Annotated in this window: 16 protein-coding genes and 1 tRNA gene; 1 reads left to right on the forward strand and 16 read right to left on the reverse strand. The window is 65.1% G+C overall.

Features of this window, described 5'->3' with window-relative positions; translation table 11 throughout:
- Positions 1-11 precede the first annotated feature (11 nt).
- From nuoG to rpsO, 13 genes are all read right to left on the reverse strand, one after another.
- Positions 12-2,318, reverse strand: coding sequence for an NADH-quinone oxidoreductase subunit NuoG (gene nuoG / locus ASC81_RS20890; protein ID WP_056271423.1), 2,307 nt, complete (start codon positions 2,316-2,318; stop codon positions 12-14).
- 18 nt (positions 2,319-2,336) lie between these two features.
- The gene (nuoF, locus tag ASC81_RS20895; RefSeq protein ID WP_056271426.1) at positions 2,337-3,680 is read right to left on the reverse strand and encodes an NADH-quinone oxidoreductase subunit NuoF; all 1,344 of its coding nucleotides are present in this window, start codon (positions 3,678-3,680) and stop codon (positions 2,337-2,339) included.
- Positions 3,681-3,687: 7 nt separating this feature from the next.
- Positions 3,688-4,200 (reverse strand): NAD(P)H-dependent oxidoreductase subunit E, encoded by a 513-nt coding sequence (gene nuoE / locus ASC81_RS20900; protein ID WP_056271429.1) that lies wholly within the window; start codon positions 4,198-4,200, stop codon positions 3,688-3,690.
- Entirely contained in the window at positions 4,197-5,453 is a 1,257-nt protein-coding gene (locus tag ASC81_RS20905; protein WP_056271432.1) for an NADH-quinone oxidoreductase subunit D, read from the reverse strand. The genes nuoE and ASC81_RS20905 overlap by 4 nt, the downstream gene beginning before the upstream one ends.
- A gap of 2 nt (positions 5,454-5,455) precedes the next feature.
- Entirely contained in the window at positions 5,456-6,052 is a 597-nt protein-coding gene (locus tag ASC81_RS20910) for an NADH-quinone oxidoreductase subunit C (RefSeq protein WP_056271434.1), read from the reverse strand.
- A gap of 10 nt (positions 6,053-6,062) precedes the next feature.
- Positions 6,063-6,539 carry an NADH-quinone oxidoreductase subunit B family protein gene (locus tag ASC81_RS20915; RefSeq protein WP_046113908.1) on the reverse strand — a complete coding sequence of 159 codons (477 nt, stop codon included), beginning with the start codon at positions 6,537-6,539 and terminating at the stop codon, positions 6,063-6,065.
- A gap of 30 nt (positions 6,540-6,569) precedes the next feature.
- Complete coding sequence (locus ASC81_RS20920) at positions 6,570-6,929, reverse strand: NADH-quinone oxidoreductase subunit A (protein ID WP_056271436.1); 360 nt, start codon at positions 6,927-6,929, stop codon at positions 6,570-6,572.
- Positions 6,930-7,156: 227 nt separating this feature from the next.
- Positions 7,157-7,241: transfer RNA gene (locus ASC81_RS20925), tRNA-Leu, on the reverse strand.
- A 111-nt stretch (positions 7,242-7,352) separates the two neighbouring features.
- Positions 7,353-7,742: a preprotein translocase subunit SecG gene (secG, locus tag ASC81_RS20930; protein ID WP_056271439.1), complete on the reverse strand. Its 390-nt coding sequence runs from the start codon at positions 7,740-7,742 to the stop codon at positions 7,353-7,355.
- Positions 7,743-7,801: 59 nt separating this feature from the next.
- The gene (gene tpiA / locus ASC81_RS20935) at positions 7,802-8,545 is read right to left on the reverse strand and encodes a triose-phosphate isomerase (protein WP_056271442.1); all 744 of its coding nucleotides are present in this window, start codon (positions 8,543-8,545) and stop codon (positions 7,802-7,804) included.
- A gap of 10 nt (positions 8,546-8,555) precedes the next feature.
- A complete protein-coding gene (locus ASC81_RS20940; protein WP_056271443.1) occupies positions 8,556-9,542 on the reverse strand; it encodes an NAD(P)H-quinone oxidoreductase in 987 nt (328 codons plus the stop codon).
- 11 nt (positions 9,543-9,553) lie between these two features.
- Positions 9,554-11,692, reverse strand: coding sequence for a polyribonucleotide nucleotidyltransferase (gene pnp / locus ASC81_RS20945; RefSeq protein WP_056271887.1), 2,139 nt, complete (start codon positions 11,690-11,692; stop codon positions 9,554-9,556).
- A gap of 205 nt (positions 11,693-11,897) precedes the next feature.
- Entirely contained in the window at positions 11,898-12,167 is a 270-nt protein-coding gene (gene rpsO, locus ASC81_RS20950) for a 30S ribosomal protein S15 (protein WP_056271446.1), read from the reverse strand.
- 388 nt (positions 12,168-12,555) lie between these two features.
- Here rpsO and ASC81_RS20955 point away from each other — a divergent pair, with 388 nt between their 5' ends.
- Positions 12,556-12,951 carry an Hsp20/alpha crystallin family protein gene (locus ASC81_RS20955; protein WP_056271449.1) on the forward strand — a complete coding sequence of 132 codons (396 nt, stop codon included), beginning with the start codon at positions 12,556-12,558 and terminating at the stop codon, positions 12,949-12,951.
- Here the strand turns inward: ASC81_RS20955 and tsaD are convergent.
- Genes tsaD through hscA form a run of 3 tightly spaced genes read right to left on the reverse strand, consistent with a single transcriptional unit; the run spans position 12,948 to position 16,180 of the window.
- Positions 12,948-13,991 (reverse strand): tRNA (adenosine(37)-N6)-threonylcarbamoyltransferase complex transferase subunit TsaD, encoded by a 1,044-nt coding sequence (gene tsaD / locus ASC81_RS20960; protein WP_056271452.1) that lies wholly within the window; start codon positions 13,989-13,991, stop codon positions 12,948-12,950. The two genes, ASC81_RS20955 and tsaD, sit on opposite strands and share 4 nt — an antisense overlap.
- Entirely contained in the window at positions 13,988-14,326 is a 339-nt protein-coding gene (gene fdx, locus ASC81_RS20965; protein ID WP_056271454.1) for an ISC system 2Fe-2S type ferredoxin, read from the reverse strand. The genes tsaD and fdx overlap by 4 nt, the downstream gene beginning before the upstream one ends.
- Before the next feature lie 9 nt (positions 14,327-14,335).
- Positions 14,336-16,180: a Fe-S protein assembly chaperone HscA gene (gene hscA, locus ASC81_RS20970; RefSeq protein ID WP_056271456.1), complete on the reverse strand. Its 1,845-nt coding sequence runs from the start codon at positions 16,178-16,180 to the stop codon at positions 14,336-14,338.
- Positions 16,181-16,182 lie beyond the last annotated feature (2 nt).

The following is a 16,182-nucleotide window of genomic DNA, read 5'->3' on the forward strand; positions in this document are numbered from 1 at the left end:
TTGGGGCTCCCTCAGACCTTGCTGACGCTCAGCGTGCCAAAGGCGGCGCCAAGGGTCGCGGTTTGCGGCAGGCCGGCCGGCACGCGGACCACGCCGTCGGGCAGGCCGGCTTCGAGGCGCGCTGGCAGTTGCGCGGCGCCGCCGTCCTGCACGACGCGGACCTGGTCACCCGCTTGCAGGGCAAGCTGCTGCCACAGGCCGGCCGGCAGCCCGATGGTCGGCGCTTCGCGGGCGTCGGTGGTCAACTGCAGCGATGTCGAATGGCGTACCAGCGCGTCGCTGGCGTAGATCGGCAGGTTCGCAAAGCGCTCGATGCCCTCGACCGGCGCAGCGGGTTGCGGCGACGCAGTCGTTGCATTGCTGAGACGGCCGGCGAGGTCGCCACCGAGGGCTTGCTCGCGCACCTGCTCGGAGCTGTCCTGGTCGAAGCCGGCGAGGCCGAGCAGATTGCCCAGCACGCGCAGCACCTTCCAGCCCGGACGGGTTTCCAGCAGCGGACGGGCAACGCCGACAAAGCTTTGCAGGCGACCTTCGGCGTTGACGAAACTCCCAGAGGTCTCCGTGAACGGCGCGATAGGCAGCAGCACATCGGCGTATTCGAGGCCGGACTTGAAGGGGCTCAGTACGACGACCATCTCGGCCGCGTCCAGCGCCCTGGCGGCGGCGGCGGCGTTGGCAGCGTCGAGCACGGGATCGGTGTTCAGCAGCAGCGCGGCTTTCAGCGGCACGCCAGTCAACATCTGCGCGGCGTTCAGGCCGTCAACCTGCGGCTGCGCCTTGACGAGCTGCGCACCGACGGTATTGGCGGCGGCGGTGAGGTAGCCGACGCTGGCACCGGTCTGCTGACCAATCCACTGGGCGAGCACCAACAGGCTCGAAGCCTGGGGATGCTCAGCGGCGGCATTGCCGAGCAGCACGGCCTTGGCGCGGCCAGACATCAGGCTGTTGGCAACCGCCTTGGCCTCGTCGGTGGCGGTACCGCGCAGCGGGGCACCTTCACCAATTGCCGCAGCGACGTCGGCCAGGGCTTGCACCCAGGCAGACGGCGCCACCGACAGCGAGGCGGCGAGCGGCATGAGCCAGTCGTCGCTGTTGACGCCGATGCGATGCACGGCGGCACCGCGACGGGCGCTGCCACGCAGGCGGGCGGCGAACAGCGGGTGGTCCTTGCGCAGCGACGAGCCGACGACCAGCACGCGGTCCAGTTCGGACAGGCTGGCGATGGTGCTTCCCAGCCAGCGGGCCTGGCCAGCCGGCGCGGCATTGCCGAAGTCGCTGTGGCGCAGGCGGTGGTCGATGTTGTCGCTGCCCAGGCCGCGCACCAGTTGCGCGAGCAGGTGCAGTTCTTCGACCGTGCTGTGGGGCGAAGCCAGCGCGCCGATGGTGGCCGCGCCGTGGTCGGACTTGATGGACTTCAGGCCGTTGGCGACGTATTCGAGCGCCGTCGTCCAGTCGACCTGCTTCCAGGCGCCGCCCTGCTTGATCATGGGCGCGGTCAGGCGCGCGTCGCTGTTCAAGCCTTCGTAGCTGAAGCGGTCGCGGTCGGCGATCCAGCATTCGTTGATGGCCTCGTTCTCCAGCGGCACGACGCGCATGACCTGGTTGCCCTTGACCTGGACGATCAGGTTGGCTCCGGTCGAGTCATGCGGGCTGACGCTCTTGCGGCGCGACAGTTCCCAGGTGCGGGCGCTGTAGCGGAAGGGCTTGCTGGTGATGGCGCCGACCGGGCAGAGGTCGATCATGTTGCCCGACAACTCCGAATCGACCGTGCGGCCGACGAAGGTCTGGATCTCGCTGTGCTCGCCGCGGTGAGCCATGCCAAGCTCCATGACGCCGGCGATCTCCTGGCCGAAACGCACGCAGCGCGTGCAATGGATGCAGCGGCTCATCTCTTCCATCGAGAGCAGCGGACCGACGCTCTTGTGGAAGACGACACGCTTCTCTTCGGAGTAGCGGCTCTTGCTGCCGCCGTAGCCGACGGCCAGGTCCTGCAACTGGCATTCGCCGCCCTGGTCGCAGATGGGGCAGTCCAGCGGGTGATTGATCAGCAGGAACTCCATGACGCCCTGCTGCGCCTTGATCGCCTTGTCGCTCTTGGTGCGGACGATCATGCCCTGCGTGACCGGCGTCGCGCAGGCCGGCATCGGCTTGGGCGCCTTCTCCACGTCCACCAGGCACATGCGGCAGTTGGCCGCGATGCTCAGTTTCTTGTGATAGCAGAAGTGCGGGATATAGGTGCCTGCCTTCTCGGCAGCATGCATGACCATGCTGCCTTCCTGGACCGAGACCTTCTGACCGTCGAGTTCGATTTCAACCATGGCTGTTCCGGGTGTCCGTTAGGCCGCCAAGGGCTGGGGCACCAGAGGCTTTTTATGTTCGATCAGATGAACGAACTCGTGCTTGAAGTGTTTGATCATGGCCCGCACCGGCATCGCGGCGGCATCGCCCAAGGCGCAGATGGTGCGGCCCTGGATGTTGTCGGCGACCGAGTTGAGCAGATCCAGGTCTTCCGCCCTGCCCTGCCCGTGGTAGATGCGCTCGATGACACGATGCATCCAGCCCGTGCCTTCGCGGCAGGGCGTGCACTGGCCGCAGGACTCGTGCGTGTAGAAATAGGACAGGCGCATCAGGCTCTTGACCATGCAACGCGAGTCGTCCATGACGATGACGGCGCCCGAGCCCAGCATCGAGCCGGCCTTGGCGATGGAGTCGTAGTCCATCGTGCATTGCATCATCACGTCGGCCGGCAGCACTGGCGCGGATGAGCCGCCGGGGATCACGGCCTTCAACGTGCGGCCCTTGCGGACGCCACCGGCCAACTCCAACAGGGTGCTGAACGGCGTGCCCAGCGGGACCTCGTAATTGCCAGGGCGCTCAACGTCACCGGAGACCGAGAAAAGCTTGGTACCGCCGTTGTTGGGCTTGCCGATCTCGAGGTAGGCCTGGCCACCGTTGCGGATGATCCAGGGCACCGCCGCAAAGGTCTCAGTGTTGTTGATCGTCGTCGGCTTGCCGTAGAGGCCGAAGCTGGCCGGGAACGGCGGCTTGAAGCGCGGCTGACCTTTCTTGCCTTCCAGTGACTCCAGCAGCGCGGTTTCTTCGCCGCAGATGTAGGCGCCGAAGCCGTGATGGCCGTGCAGTTGGAAGCTGAACGTGGAGCCGAGGATGTTGTCGCCGAGGTAGCCGGCGGCACGCGCCTCTTCCAGGGCCGCTTCGAAGCGCTCGTAGACCTCGAAGATTTCCCCATGGATGTAGTTGTAGCCAACCTTGATGCCCATCGCGAAGGCGGCGATGGCCATGCCCTCGATCACCTGATGCGGGTTGAACATCAGGATGTCGCGGTCCTTGCAGGTGCCCGGCTCGCCTTCGTCGGAATTGCAGACGAGGTACTTCTGACCCGGGAACTGACGGGGCATGAAGCTCCACTTCAGGCCGGTCGGAAAGCCTGCGCCGCCGCGGCCGCGCAGGGCCGAGGTCTTGACTTCGGCGATGACCTGGTCGGGCGTCATGCCGCCATCTGCAGCCAGGATCTTCTTCAGAGCCTGATAGCCGCCGCGGGCTTCGTAATCCTTGATCGACCAGTTCTTGCCATTCAGGCCGTCGTAGATCTGCGGCGCGATGTGGCGGCCGTGGAAGCAGGTCTCGGCGCCAGTGGATTGGAATTTGGTGAGGTCCAGCATGTCGTCCTCAGGCCTTCACTGCCGTAGCTGCATTCGTGCGCAACACATCGACCAGTTCGTCGAGGCGCTCGGCCGTCATGAAGCTGCACATCTGACGGTCGTTGATCAGCATGACCGGCGAGTCGGCACAGGCGCCCAGGCACTCGCTCTTCTGCACGGTGAACACACCGTCAGCCGTCGTGCCGCCCTCTTCCACGCCCAGCTTGCGGCAGAGGTGGTCCAGCGCGGTCTGGCCATCACGCAACTGGCAAGGCAGGTTGGTGCAGACGTTCAGCTTGAACTGGCCCAACTTGCGCTGGTTGAACATGTTGTAGAACGTCGTAACCTCGTAGACCGCGATGGGCGGCATGCCGAGGTAGGCCGCGATCACGTCCTCGCTCGCGCGCGACACGAAGCCTTCTTCCTGCTGCACGATGGCCAGGCAGGCCATGACGGCGGACTGGCGCTGTTCGTAGGGGTACTTGGCGACCTCGCGGTCGAAGCGCGCGCGGGTCGCGTCAGAGAGTTGGTAGCTGCTCATCGATCAATCTCGCCGAACACGATGTCCATGGTGCCGATGATGGCGACGGCGTCCGCGATCATGTGGCCGCGGCCCATCTCGTCCAGCGCCGCCAGATGCGAGAAGCCCGGCGCGCGGATCTTCAGCCGATACGGCTTGTTGGCACCGTCGCTGACCATGTAGATGCCGAACTCGCCCTTGGGATGCTCGACAGCCGCATAGGCCTCACCCTCGGGCACGTGGAAGCCTTCGGTGAAGAGCTTGAAGTGATGGATCAGCTCTTCCATGTTGGACTTCATGTCCACGCGCGACGGTGGCGCCACCTTGTGGTTGTCGGTGATGACGGGCAGGCCGGGATTGGCACGCAGCCACTTCACGCACTGCTGGATGATGCGGTTGGACTGGCGCATCTCCTCGACACGCACGACGTAGCGGTCGTAGGTGTCGCCATTCGTGCCGACCGGGATGTCGAAATCCATCTGGTCGTACACGTCGTAGGGCTGCGTCTTGCGCAGGTCCCAAGCGATGCCCGAGCCGCGCAGCATCGCGCCGGTGAAGCCGAGGTTGAGCGCGCGCTCAGGCGACACGACGCCGATGCCGACCGTGCGCTGCTTCCAGATGCGGTTGTCGGTCAGCAGGGTCTCGTAGTCATCGACGTTCTTCGGGAATCGCGCGCAGAAGTCGTCGATGAAGTCCAGCATCGAGCCCTGACGGTTCTCGTTCAACTGGGCGATGGCCTTGGCATTGCGGATCTTGCTGACCTTGTACTGCGGCATCGAGTCCGGCAGGTCGCGGTAGACGCCGCCCGGACGGAAATAGGCCGCGTGCATGCGCGCGCCCGACACGGCTTCATAGATGTCGAACAGGTCCTCACGCTCGCGGAAGCAGTAGATGAGGATGTTCATCGCGCCGCAGTCCAGCCCGTGCGCGCCCAACCACAGCAGATGGTTCATCAGCCGGGTGATCTCGGCAAACATCACACGGATGTACTGCGCGCGGATCGGCACTTCCAGGCCGAGCATCTTCTCGATGGCCAGGCAGTAGGCATGCTCGTTGGCCATCATCGACACATAGTCGAGGCGGTCCATGTAGGGCAGCGACTGGATGTAGGTCTTCTGCTCCGCCAGCTTCTCGGTCGCGCGATGCAGCAGGCCGATGTGGGGGTCGGCGCGCTGGATGACTTCGCCGTCCAGTTCCAGCACCAGGCGCAGCACGCCGTGGGCAGCCGGGTGCTGGGGACCGAAGTTGAGGGTGTAGTTCTTGATCTCGGCCATGTTCAGATTCCGCCGTACTTGTCTTCGCGGATGATGCGCGGCGTGATCTCGCGCGGCTCGATGCTGACCGGCTGGTAGATCACGCGCTTCTGCTCGGCGTCGTAGCGCATCTCGACGTGGCCCGTCACCGGGAAGTCCTTGCGCATCGGATGGCCGATGAAGCCGTAGTCCGTCAGGATGCGGCGCAGGTCGTCGTGGCCGTCGAAGATGACGCCGAACATGTCGAAGGCCTCGCGCTCGAACCAGTTGGCAGCGCTCCACACACCGGTGACCGACGCCACGCAAGGGAAGTCGTCATCAGGGGCGAAGACCTTCAGGCGCAGGCGCCAGTTCTTCGTTACCGAAAGCAGGTGGGTGACGATGGCATAGCGCGGGCCTTCGTAGGCGCCATCGCCATAGCTGCTGTAGTCGACGCCGCAGAGGTCCATCAACTGCTCAAGCTTGATCTCTGGGTGATCGCGCAGCGTCGTCGCAACTTCAAGGTAGTCGGCCGCGCGCACTGTCAACGTCAGCTCGCCCAAGGCGGACTGAAGCGAGACGACGCGCTCACCGAGGACGGCACCAATCTGCTGGGCCAGGGTTTCGAGATTCAGGCTCATACCTTGGCGCTCAGCGGGCAATGGTGTTTTCGCGACGGATCTTGGCCTGCAGTTGCAGGATGCCGTAAAGCAGCGCCTCGGCCGTCGGCGGGCAGCCCGGCACGTAGACATCCACCGGCACGATGCGGTCGCAGCCGCGCACGACGGAATAGCTGTAGTGGTAGTAACCGCCACCGTTGGCGCAGGAGCCCATCGACAACACCCAGCGTGGCTCGGCCATCTGGTCGTAGACCTTGCGCAGGGCCGGCGCCATCTTGTTGCAGAGCGTGCCGGCGACGATCATCAAATCGGACTGGCGCGGGCTCGGTCGGAACAGCATGCCGAAGCGGTCGATGTCGTAGCGCGCGGCACCCGCATGCATCATCTCGACGGCGCAGCAAGCCAGGCCGAAAGTCATCGGCCAGAGCGAGCCGGTCTTGGACCAGTTGATGAGCTTGTCGACCGAGGTCGTGACAAAGCCTTCTTTGAGGACGCCTTCAATACCCATTTCGAATTCCCAGCGTGGTTGGCGTGGCGGTCATTCCCAATCCAGGGCGCCCTTTTTCCACTCGTAAGCAAAGCCGACGACCAGAATGCCGAGGAAGATCATCATCGCCCAGAAGCCCGTGGCACCGATTTCCCTGAGCGCCACGGCCCAGGGGAACAGGAAGGCAATTTCCAGGTCGAAAAGAATGAACAGAATCGCGACGAGGTAGTAGCGCACATCGAACTTCATGCGCGCGTCTTCAAAGGCCTCAAAGCCGCATTCGTAGGGAGAGTTCTTCGCCGCGTCGGGCCGGTTGGGGCCGAGCAATCCGCCCAGGATCTGGGGAGCAATCCCGACACCTGCGCCGACCAAAATGAAGAGGATGACGGGCAGATATTGTTCGAGATTCATCTGGGCTTTCTCGGGGCCGACAACAAGTCTTCGTCAACACGACCTGCCCGAAGACAGGCCACAAAAGCAAACAGGCGCGCCACCAGCGAATCGGATGATTTCGCTTGCGGATCGCGCCCGCCTTGAACCTTGCGTTGATCAACCCAGCTTGACGCTGGCCGATCCATGGCGACAGGCCGCTTTGGCCGCCTCCCGCATCGAATCAACGGGAATGCTAGCCGATGTTCTGGTGCCGTCGGCGAGACTCGAACTCGCACAGCTTTCGCCACTACCCCCTCAAGATAGCGTGTCTACCAATTTCACCACGACGGCAGTAAACAAATATGCCTGGCAATCGAAGGAGGGATTGCATGCCAGACAGCCTCGCATTCTATACCGGGATCCACAGCCCTCCGGCCGAGAAGCGAGGTTTTTAGTCGGACTTCAGTTCGCTGCGCCCGATGCCGCCGGGGATGCCGGCACGGCGGGAGCCACGATGGCGCCGGGGATTGCCGCAGCACCGGAAGCGCCCGGGGCGGGCGCGACGACGGCAGCGCGGTCGAGCACGCTGTCCGCGTCCGGCGCGCTGCCGGTACGGCCGTTGGCCAGGAAGGCGAGACCGAGCGTGCAGCCGAAGAACAACGTCGCTGCCACCGCCGTGCTGCGTGACAGGAAGTTCGCACTCCCCGTGGCGCCAAACAGGCTGCCCGAAGCGCCGCTGCCGAAGGAGGCGCCCATGTCGGCGCCCTTGCCATGTTGAACCAGCACCAGACCGATGATCGCCAGGGCCGAGAGCAACTGAACGACCAAGACCAGATTCGCAAAGAACTGCATTCCAAACACTCCATCAAAACTCGGATGACGCCCGCCGCCTTCGGTGAGCGCCGGAAAACTCAGTGAGCTGCGGCCAGGCAGATCGCCGCGAAATCAGCCACCTTCAGCGAGGCGCCGCCGATCAGGCCGCCATCGATATCGGGCTGCGAGAACAACTCCGCCGCGTTGTCTGCCTTGACACTGCCGCCGTAGAGGATGCGCATGACGCCAGACCGATCAGTCGCCGCATGCAATTGAGCGCGAAGCACAGCGTGCACTGTCTGCGCTTCTGCGGGGGTGGCGGTCAGGCCTGTACCGATAGCCCAGACGGGTTCGTAGGCGACCACCATTTCCCCGCAGCAATGGCCCAGCGTGTGGATGACCGCGGCCAGTTGACGCTTGACGACCGCCTCGGTCTGACCGGCCTCCCGCTCGGCGCGCGTTTCGCCGACGCAGACGATAGGCGTCACGCCATGGGCCAACGCAGCCTTGGCTTTGTCGGCGACGAGTTGGTCGCTCTCCGCGTGATAGGCGCGGCGCTCCGAATGACCCACGATGGCATAGCGGCAGCCCACATCGGCCAGCATCGCGCTCGACACCTCGCCGGTGTAGGCGCCCTGCTCGTGCGAGGAGCAATCCTGCGCGCCGTAGACGATGGCGTTGCCGGTCAGCGCAAGGGCCGTTTCCGCGATGTAGGGATACGGCACGCAGACGGCGACGTCGGCGTTCCAGGGACCGGCTTCCTTGAGGCCGGCCAGCAACTGAGCGTTGGCAGCGCGGCTGCCATGCATCTTCCAGTTGCCCACGACGAGTTTTTTTCTCATCTCAGCTCCATCACCAGTTCAGCACAAGCTTGCCGATGTGCTGGTTAGATTCCATCAGGGCATGCGCCTCGGCCGCCTGGGCCGCGGGCACTTCCCGGTAAACGACAGGCTTGATAAGCCCGGCCTCGATCAGCGGCCAGACCTTGTCGCGCAGCGAACGCGCCAGGCCAGCCTTGAACGCTGCTGAGCGGGGGCGCAGTGTCGAGCCAGTGATCGTCAAGCGCTTGCGCAGCACGAGGCCGGCATCGATTTCTGACTTCACTCCACCTTGCACCGCGATCAGCGCCAGGCGCCCGTCTTCAGCCAGCGCTTGCACGCCGCGGCCGATGTAGTCACCAGCCACCATGTCGAGGATCACGTCGACGCCGCGGCCGGCCGTGGCAGCCTTGGCCTCAGTCACGAAGTCCTGTTCGCGATAGTTGATTGCGACCTCGGCACCCAGCGCTTTGCAAGCTTCGACCTTGTCGGCACTGCCGACCGTCACCAGCACGCGAGCACCGAGCGCCTTGGCGATCTGGATGGCCGTCACGCCGATGCCGCTGGAGCCACCATGGACGAGCAGCGTCTCGCCTGGCTGCAGCGCAGCGCGTTCGAAGACATTGGCCCACACGGTGAAGCAGGTCTCGGGGAGCGTTGCGGCCTGCGCCAGCGTCCAGCCCCTAGGCAGCGGCAGGCATTGGCCGATCGGCGCCGTGCACAGCTCTGCATAGCCGCCGCCGTTGACCAGCGCGCAAACTTTGTCGCCAACCTTGAAGCCATGGGAGGCCAGCGCCTGGGCATCGCCGGCCACGATCTCGCCCGCGACCTCCAGACCCGGCAGATCACTCGCTCCTGGCGGTGGCGGATAGGCACCCTTGCGCTGCAGCACGTCCGGGCGATTGATGCCCGAAGCTGCAACGCGGATCAGGCACTCACCCAGGCCCGCGACTGGATCCGGCCGTTCGGCCAGTTCCAGCACTTCGGGCCCGCCGGGGCGGGTGATCGCGATGGCCTTCATCGCTTCGGCGACTACTCCGCGGCCGGAGCGTCGGCGACCGGAGCCACCGGAGCCGCTTCGCGATCAATCAGCGCCTTCATCGACAACTTGATGCGGCCCTTCTCGTCGGTCTCCAGCACCTTGACCTTGACCACTTGGCCTTCCTGCAGGAAGTCGGTGACCTTCTCGACGCGCTGATGGGCGATCTGGCTGATGTGCAGCAGACCGTCCTTGCCCGGCAGCAGGTTCACGAGTGCACCGAAGTCCAGGATCTTGACGATCGGGCCTTCGTAGATCTTGCCAACTTCAACTTCGGCCGTGATTTCCTGGATCCGCTTCTTGGCCAGCTCGGCCTTGTCAGCGTCCGTCGAGGCGATGGTGATGGTGCCGTCTTCGCCGATGTCGATGGTCGTGCCGGTCTCTTCGGTCAGCGCGCGGATCGTCGAGCCGCCCTTGCCGATGACGTCACGGATCTTCTCCGGGTTGATCTTCATGGTGTACAGGCGCGGTGCAAACTGCGACACCTCGGTGTTGGCCGTGCCCATGGCTTCGGTCATCTTGCCGAGGATGTGCAGGCGCGCTTCCTTGGCTTGCGCCAGGGCGACCTGCATGATTTCCTTGGTGATGCCCTGGATCTTGATGTCCATCTGCAGGGCGGTGATGCCGGTCGTCGTGCCGGCCACCTTGAAGTCCATGTCGCCCAGATGATCTTCGTCACCCAGGATGTCGGTCAGCACGGCGAAGCGGTTAGCGTCCTTGATCAGGCCCATGGCGATGCCGGCCACGTGGGCCTTCATCGGCACGCCGGCGTCCATCAGCGCCAGGCAGCCGCCGCAGACCGAAGCCATCGACGAGGAGCCGTTGGACTCGGTGATTTCGGAGACGACGCGCAGCGAGTAGGGGAAGTCTTCCTTGCTCGGCAGCGCGGCGATCAGCGCGCGCTTGGCGAGGCGGCCGTGGCCGATTTCGCGGCGCTTCGGCGAACCCACGCGACCCGTCTCGCCCGTGGCGAAGGGGGGCATGTTGTAGTGCATCATGAAGCGGTCTTCGAACTCGCCGTCCAGTGCGTCGATGCGCTGGGCGTCGCGGTCCGTGCCCAGCGTGGCAACGACCAGCGCTTGCGTCTCGCCGCGCGTGAACAGCGCCGAGCCGTGGGTGCGCGGCAAGATGCCGTTACGGATCTCGATGGGGCGCACGGTGCGGGTATCGCGGCCGTCGATGCGCGGCTCGCCGGCCAGGATCTGGCTGCGCACGATGCGGGCTTCGATCTCGAACAGCAGGCCTTCGACTTCGACCTTGTCGAACGCGACGCCTTCGTCCTTCAACGATGCGAAGACGCTGGACGTCACGCTGCGGCAGGCTTGCGTACGGGCTTGCTTGGAGCGGATCTGGTAGGCCTCGCGCAGGGGACCTTCGGCCAGGCCATTGACTTTGGCGATGAAGGCCTCGTCCTTGGCGGGCGCCGTCCACGTCCAGGCGGGTTTGCCGGCGTCGCGCACCAGATCATTGATCGCGGCAATGGCGACATTGCCTTGCTCGTGGCCGTAGACGATGGCAGCCAGCATGACCTCTTCCGACAGGCCGGAGGCTTCCGACTCGACCATCAGCACGGCGGCTTGCGTACCAGCGACGACCAGATCCATCTGGCTGTTGACCAGCTCGGATTTGCTGGGGTTCAGCACGTATTCGCCATTCACATAGCCCACGCGGGCGGCGCCGATGGGGCCGCTGAACGGGATGCCGGAAATGGCCAGCGCGGCGGACGAGCCAATCAGCGCGGCGATGTCAGCCTGCACTTCGGGGTTCAGGCTCACCACATGGACGACGACCTGGACCTCGTTGAAAAAGCCTTCAGGGAACAGCGGGCGGATCGGGCGGTCGATCAAGCGGCTGGTCAGCGTCTCGTGCTCGCTGGGGCGGCCTTCACGCTTGAAGAAGCTGCCGGGGATCTTGCCGGCGGCGTAGGTCTTCTCGAGGTAGTCGACGGTCAGCGGGAAGAAGTCCTGGCCGGCCTTGGCTTCGGTCTTGGCAACCACGGTGGCCAGCACGACGGTGCCTTCGATGTTGACGAGGACGGCGCCGCTGGACTGACGGGCGATTTCACCCGTTTCCAGCACGACGTTGTGACGGCCCCATTGGAAGGACTTCGTCACTTTGTTGAAAATGGACATGCTCATCTCCTGGTTGTTGTGGGCGCGGGGGCACCCGGAGTCACCGGGAACGAGACTGGGTTTGGTCCAGATGCCATTCCAGGGCGGTTCAGCAAACCGTCTTGGAATGACACATCCGACACCACTTCAGCTCGGTTCCGGCAGATGGACAAAGAGCCTGTACTGGGCTTGAGGACCAGACAGGCTCCGTGTCGGATTTGGCAAATTACTTGCGCAGGCCCAGCTTGGCGATCAGCGCGGTGTAACGGCTGGAGTCGATGCGCTTGAGGTAGGACAACAGGCTCTTGCGCGTGTTGACCATCTTCAGCAGGCCGCGACGGCCGTGATGGTCCTTGGCGTGCAGCTTGAAGTGGGGGGTCAGCTCGTTGATGCGAGCTGTCAGCAGAGCCACTTGGACTTCCGGCGAACCGGTGTCATTGGCGCTGCGGCCATTGGCCTTGACGATTTCGGCCTTGTTCAGATCGGCGACGGACATGTTCGTTCCTGGTGTTTCGGAAGTCCGGCCGGGCGGGCGCTTCAGCGCTGCCGCAGACGGTTTCCATGAGGTTGACTTGCGGACACGGGGGAAACCGCCCCGAGCCGTGCTAACTGTTCAGCCACCCAACGCAAAACGCCAGGCGCGCAAAACCGGCGGATTCTAGCCCAAAGCGGTGGAGCGCCAAAGCCGCAGCCTATCGAGCGCGCAGACATGCGGCCGACGTCGACGGGTTTCAAGAGCTGAGAGCGCCCTGCCCAGCACTTGCGTGGCATCTTGGCGCCACGGCCAAAACCGCTCTTGAAGGGCAGTTGCGCCGCCCAATCTCTCGGTCATCGGGTGCTGCTCCCGATCCGTGCAGCAGCGTTCACCGCCACAGGAGTTCCCCATGTTCTATCTCACCCATCCCCGTCACGTCGCCCGCGTCCTGCGCCAGTTTGACGTCGATGCGGACGCTGCCCGCACGCCGGCTCTGGACGTCAGCGAAGACGACAAGGGTTATCAGGTCACCGTCGACATGCCCGGCGTTGCCAAGGAAGCCGTCAAGGTCCGCGTCGACGGTCGGCAAGTACACATCGAGACGGCCACCGAGCAGACCGCGGCGCCCACCGATGGTTCACGCCTGCTCTACCGCGAGCGTCGCGCCACCCGCTATGCCCGCAGTTTCTCTCTGCCTGCCGAGATCGACCAGGGGCAGTCCGTGGCCGGCTTCAAGAACGGTGTGCTGACGCTGACTCTGGTGAAGCGCGTTGCCGAAAACGGTGGCCAGTTGACCGTCAACTAAGCGGCACCGAGTTCCCAGCGCGGGCGGACTTCAAAGCCGCCGTCATGCCTGGGGCTGGCCATGCCGCGCTGCACCCGCAGCGCGGCGGCCATGGCAATCATGGCGCCGTTGTCGGTGCACAGCGACAGCTCGGGGTAGTGCACGCGCACACCCCGTTTTGCGCAGACAGCATTCAACTGCTCGCGCAGCTTCGTATTGGCGCCCACGCCACCCGCAACGACGAGGCGCTTCAGGCCGGTCATCTTCAGCGCCAGCAGGGACTTCTTTACCAGCACCTCGACGATGGCCTCCTGCGTTGCCGCAGCGAGGTCGGCTTTCGTTTGGTCGCAGGGAGAGTCACCGATCTTCTTCACCTGGGTCAGCACGGCCGTCTTCAGGCCGGCGAAGCTGAAATCGGGCTTGCCGCTGTGCAGCAGCGGACGGGGCAGCGCGAACGACGCGGCATTGCCGAACTCGGCCATGCGCGCCAGATGCGGGCCGCCTGGGTAAGGCAGGCCAAGCAACTTGGCGCTCTTGTCGAACGCCTCGCCGGCCGCGTCATCGATGGTCTCGCCGAGCATCTCGTAGTTGCCTACGCCGTCCACCCGCATCAACTGCGTGTGACCGCCACTGACCAGCAGGGCTACGAAGGGGAACTCCGGCGGATCGACCGATAGAAAGGGCGACAACAGATGCCCTTCGAGGTGATGAATGGGCAGCGCCGGCACGTCCAGCGCCGTGGCCAGCGACACGGCCACGCCGGCGCCGACGAGCAGCGCGCCGGCAAGACCAGGGCCTTGCGTATAGGCAACTAAGTTCACGTCCTGCAGCGCCAACCCGGCCTGCGACAAAACTTCGCGCGTCAAAGGGAGTACGCGGCGGACATGGTCGCGTGAGGCCAGCTCGGGCACGACGCCGCCATAGGCCTGGTGCATCGTGATCTGGCTGTGCAGCGCCTGTGCCACCAAGCGCGGCGGCGCATTGCCGCTCACCTCGACAAGCGCAACCCCGGTCTCGTCGCAGGACGACTCGAACCCGAGGATGCGCCGGACTGAACTCACTTGCCTTCCTTGGCATGGTTGATCGAGTACTTCGGGATCTCGACCGTCACGTCCTGCTGCCTCAACAGTGCCTGGCAAGACAGGCGCGAGTCGGGCTCTAGCCCCCAGGCCCGGTCCAGCATGTCCTCTTCGTCTTCTTCCATCTCGCTGAGCGAACGGCCGCCCTCGCGCACGATGACATGGCAGGTCGTGCAGGCGCAGACCTGGTCGCAGGCGTGCTCGATGTGGATGTCGTTCGCCAGCAGCGCTTCGCAGATCGACGTGCCGGGTGCGGCCGTGACGCTGGCGCCATCCGGGCAGTACTCGGCGTGCGGGAGGATCTTGATAACGGGCATGTTGTTCTCTTAGAGGGCCGAGACGTTGCGGCCGGTCAGTGCACGGGCGATGGAGCGGTTCATGCGCTCGGCAGCAAAGCCTTCGGTCGCTTCGGCCAGCGCCTTGACGGCGTCGTCGATGGCATCGGCGTCGCCGTCCATCTCAGCCAGCTGCACCAGGCGGACCTCGAGCGCCTCGCGCTCGGACGCGGGCAGCAGATCGCCATCGGCGGCCAGCGCGCTGCGCGTCGCTAGAACCATTCGCTCCGCCTCGACTTTGGCCTCACGCAGTTTGCGCGCCGCCATGTCGCCCTCGGCGCTCGTGAATCCGTCTTTCAGCATGTTGGCAATCTCGTCGTCGCCGAGACCGTAGCTTGGCTTCACGGTGATGGCCGTCTGCACGCCCGAGGTCAGTTCCTCGGCAGAGACGTTCAGCAGGCCATCGGCGTCGACCTGGAAGCTCACGCGGATACGCGCGGCGCCCGCCACCATCGGTGGAATGCCGCGCAGCTCGAAGCGCGCCAGTGAGCGGCAGTCGCTGACCAACTCACGTTCGCCCTGCACCACATGGATCGCCATGGCCGTCTGGCCATCCTTGAAGGTCGTGAAGTCCTGGGCCTTGGCGACGGGGATGGTGGAGTTACGATCGATGACGCGCTCGACCAGGCCACCCATGATTTCCAGCCCCAGCGACAGCGGGATCACGTCGAGCAGCAAGATCTCACCGTCGGCTGCGTTGCCGGCCAACTGGTTGGCCTGGATGGCAGCGCCCAGCGCCACGACCTCGTCGGGGTTGAGGTTGGTCAGCACCTCGCGGCCCAACAACTCTCCAACGGCGCGGCGCACGATGGGCATGCGGGTCGAGCCCCCGACCATGACGGCGCCCGCCACGTCGGCCGCCTTGACCTTGGCGTCGCGCAACACCCGCTTCACGGCGGACAGCGTCCTGGAGACCAGCGGCTGGGCCAGTTGCTCGAACTGCTCCCGGGTGACCGTCACGCGCAGCTCGCCGGTGTCCAGTGCGGCGACGAGTTCGGTCGAGTCGGCGTCGGACAGCGCCTCCTTGGCCGCGCGCGCTGCGACCAGCACGGCGCGCTTGTCGTGCGCTGATTCGACGGCACGGCTGGCAAGCGCCCAATCAGCGAGCGCACGGTCGAAGTCATCGCCGCCCAGGGCCGCGTCGCCACCGGTGGCAACCACCTCGAAGACGCCATGCGTCAGGCGCAGCAGCGAGATGTCGAAGGTACCCCCGCCCAGGTCGTAGACGGCGTAGAGGCCTTCGCTGGCGTTGTCCAGACCGTAGGCAATGGCCGCGGCGGTGGGCTCGTTGATGAGCCGCAGCACCTTGAGGCCGGCCAGCTCGGCGGCGTCCTTGGTCGCCTGGCGCTGGGCATCGTCGAAGTAGGCCGGCACCGTGATGACGGCGCCGAACAGGTCGTCCGCAAAGCTGTCTTCGGCACGGAAACGCAAGGTCGCCAGGATCTCGGCGGACACCTCGACAGGGCTCTTCACGCCGTCGCGCGTGGCAATGGCCAGCATGCCGGGGCGGTCTTCGAAGTGGTAGGGCAGCTGCTCGCGGTCGGCCACGTCGGCCAGGCCGCGGCCCATGAAGCGCTTGACCGACACGATGGTGTTTTCGGGATCCTCCGCCTGCGCGGCAAGCGCATCGGCGCCGATCTGGCGGCGGCCTTCGGGCAGGTAGCGCACGGCGGACGGCAGGATGACGCCACCCTGCTCATCGGGCAGGCATTCCGCCACGCCGTGGCGCACCGCGGCGACGAGGGAATGCGTCGTGCCGAGGTCGATGCCGACGGCGATGCGGCGCTGATGCGGGTCGGGCGAGGCGCCCGGTTCGGAGATCTGGAGAAGGGCCATGG

Source organism: Pelomonas sp. Root405, from assembly GCF_001425165.1.
Classification (GTDB): Bacteria; Pseudomonadota; Gammaproteobacteria; order Burkholderiales; family Burkholderiaceae_C; genus Pelomonas.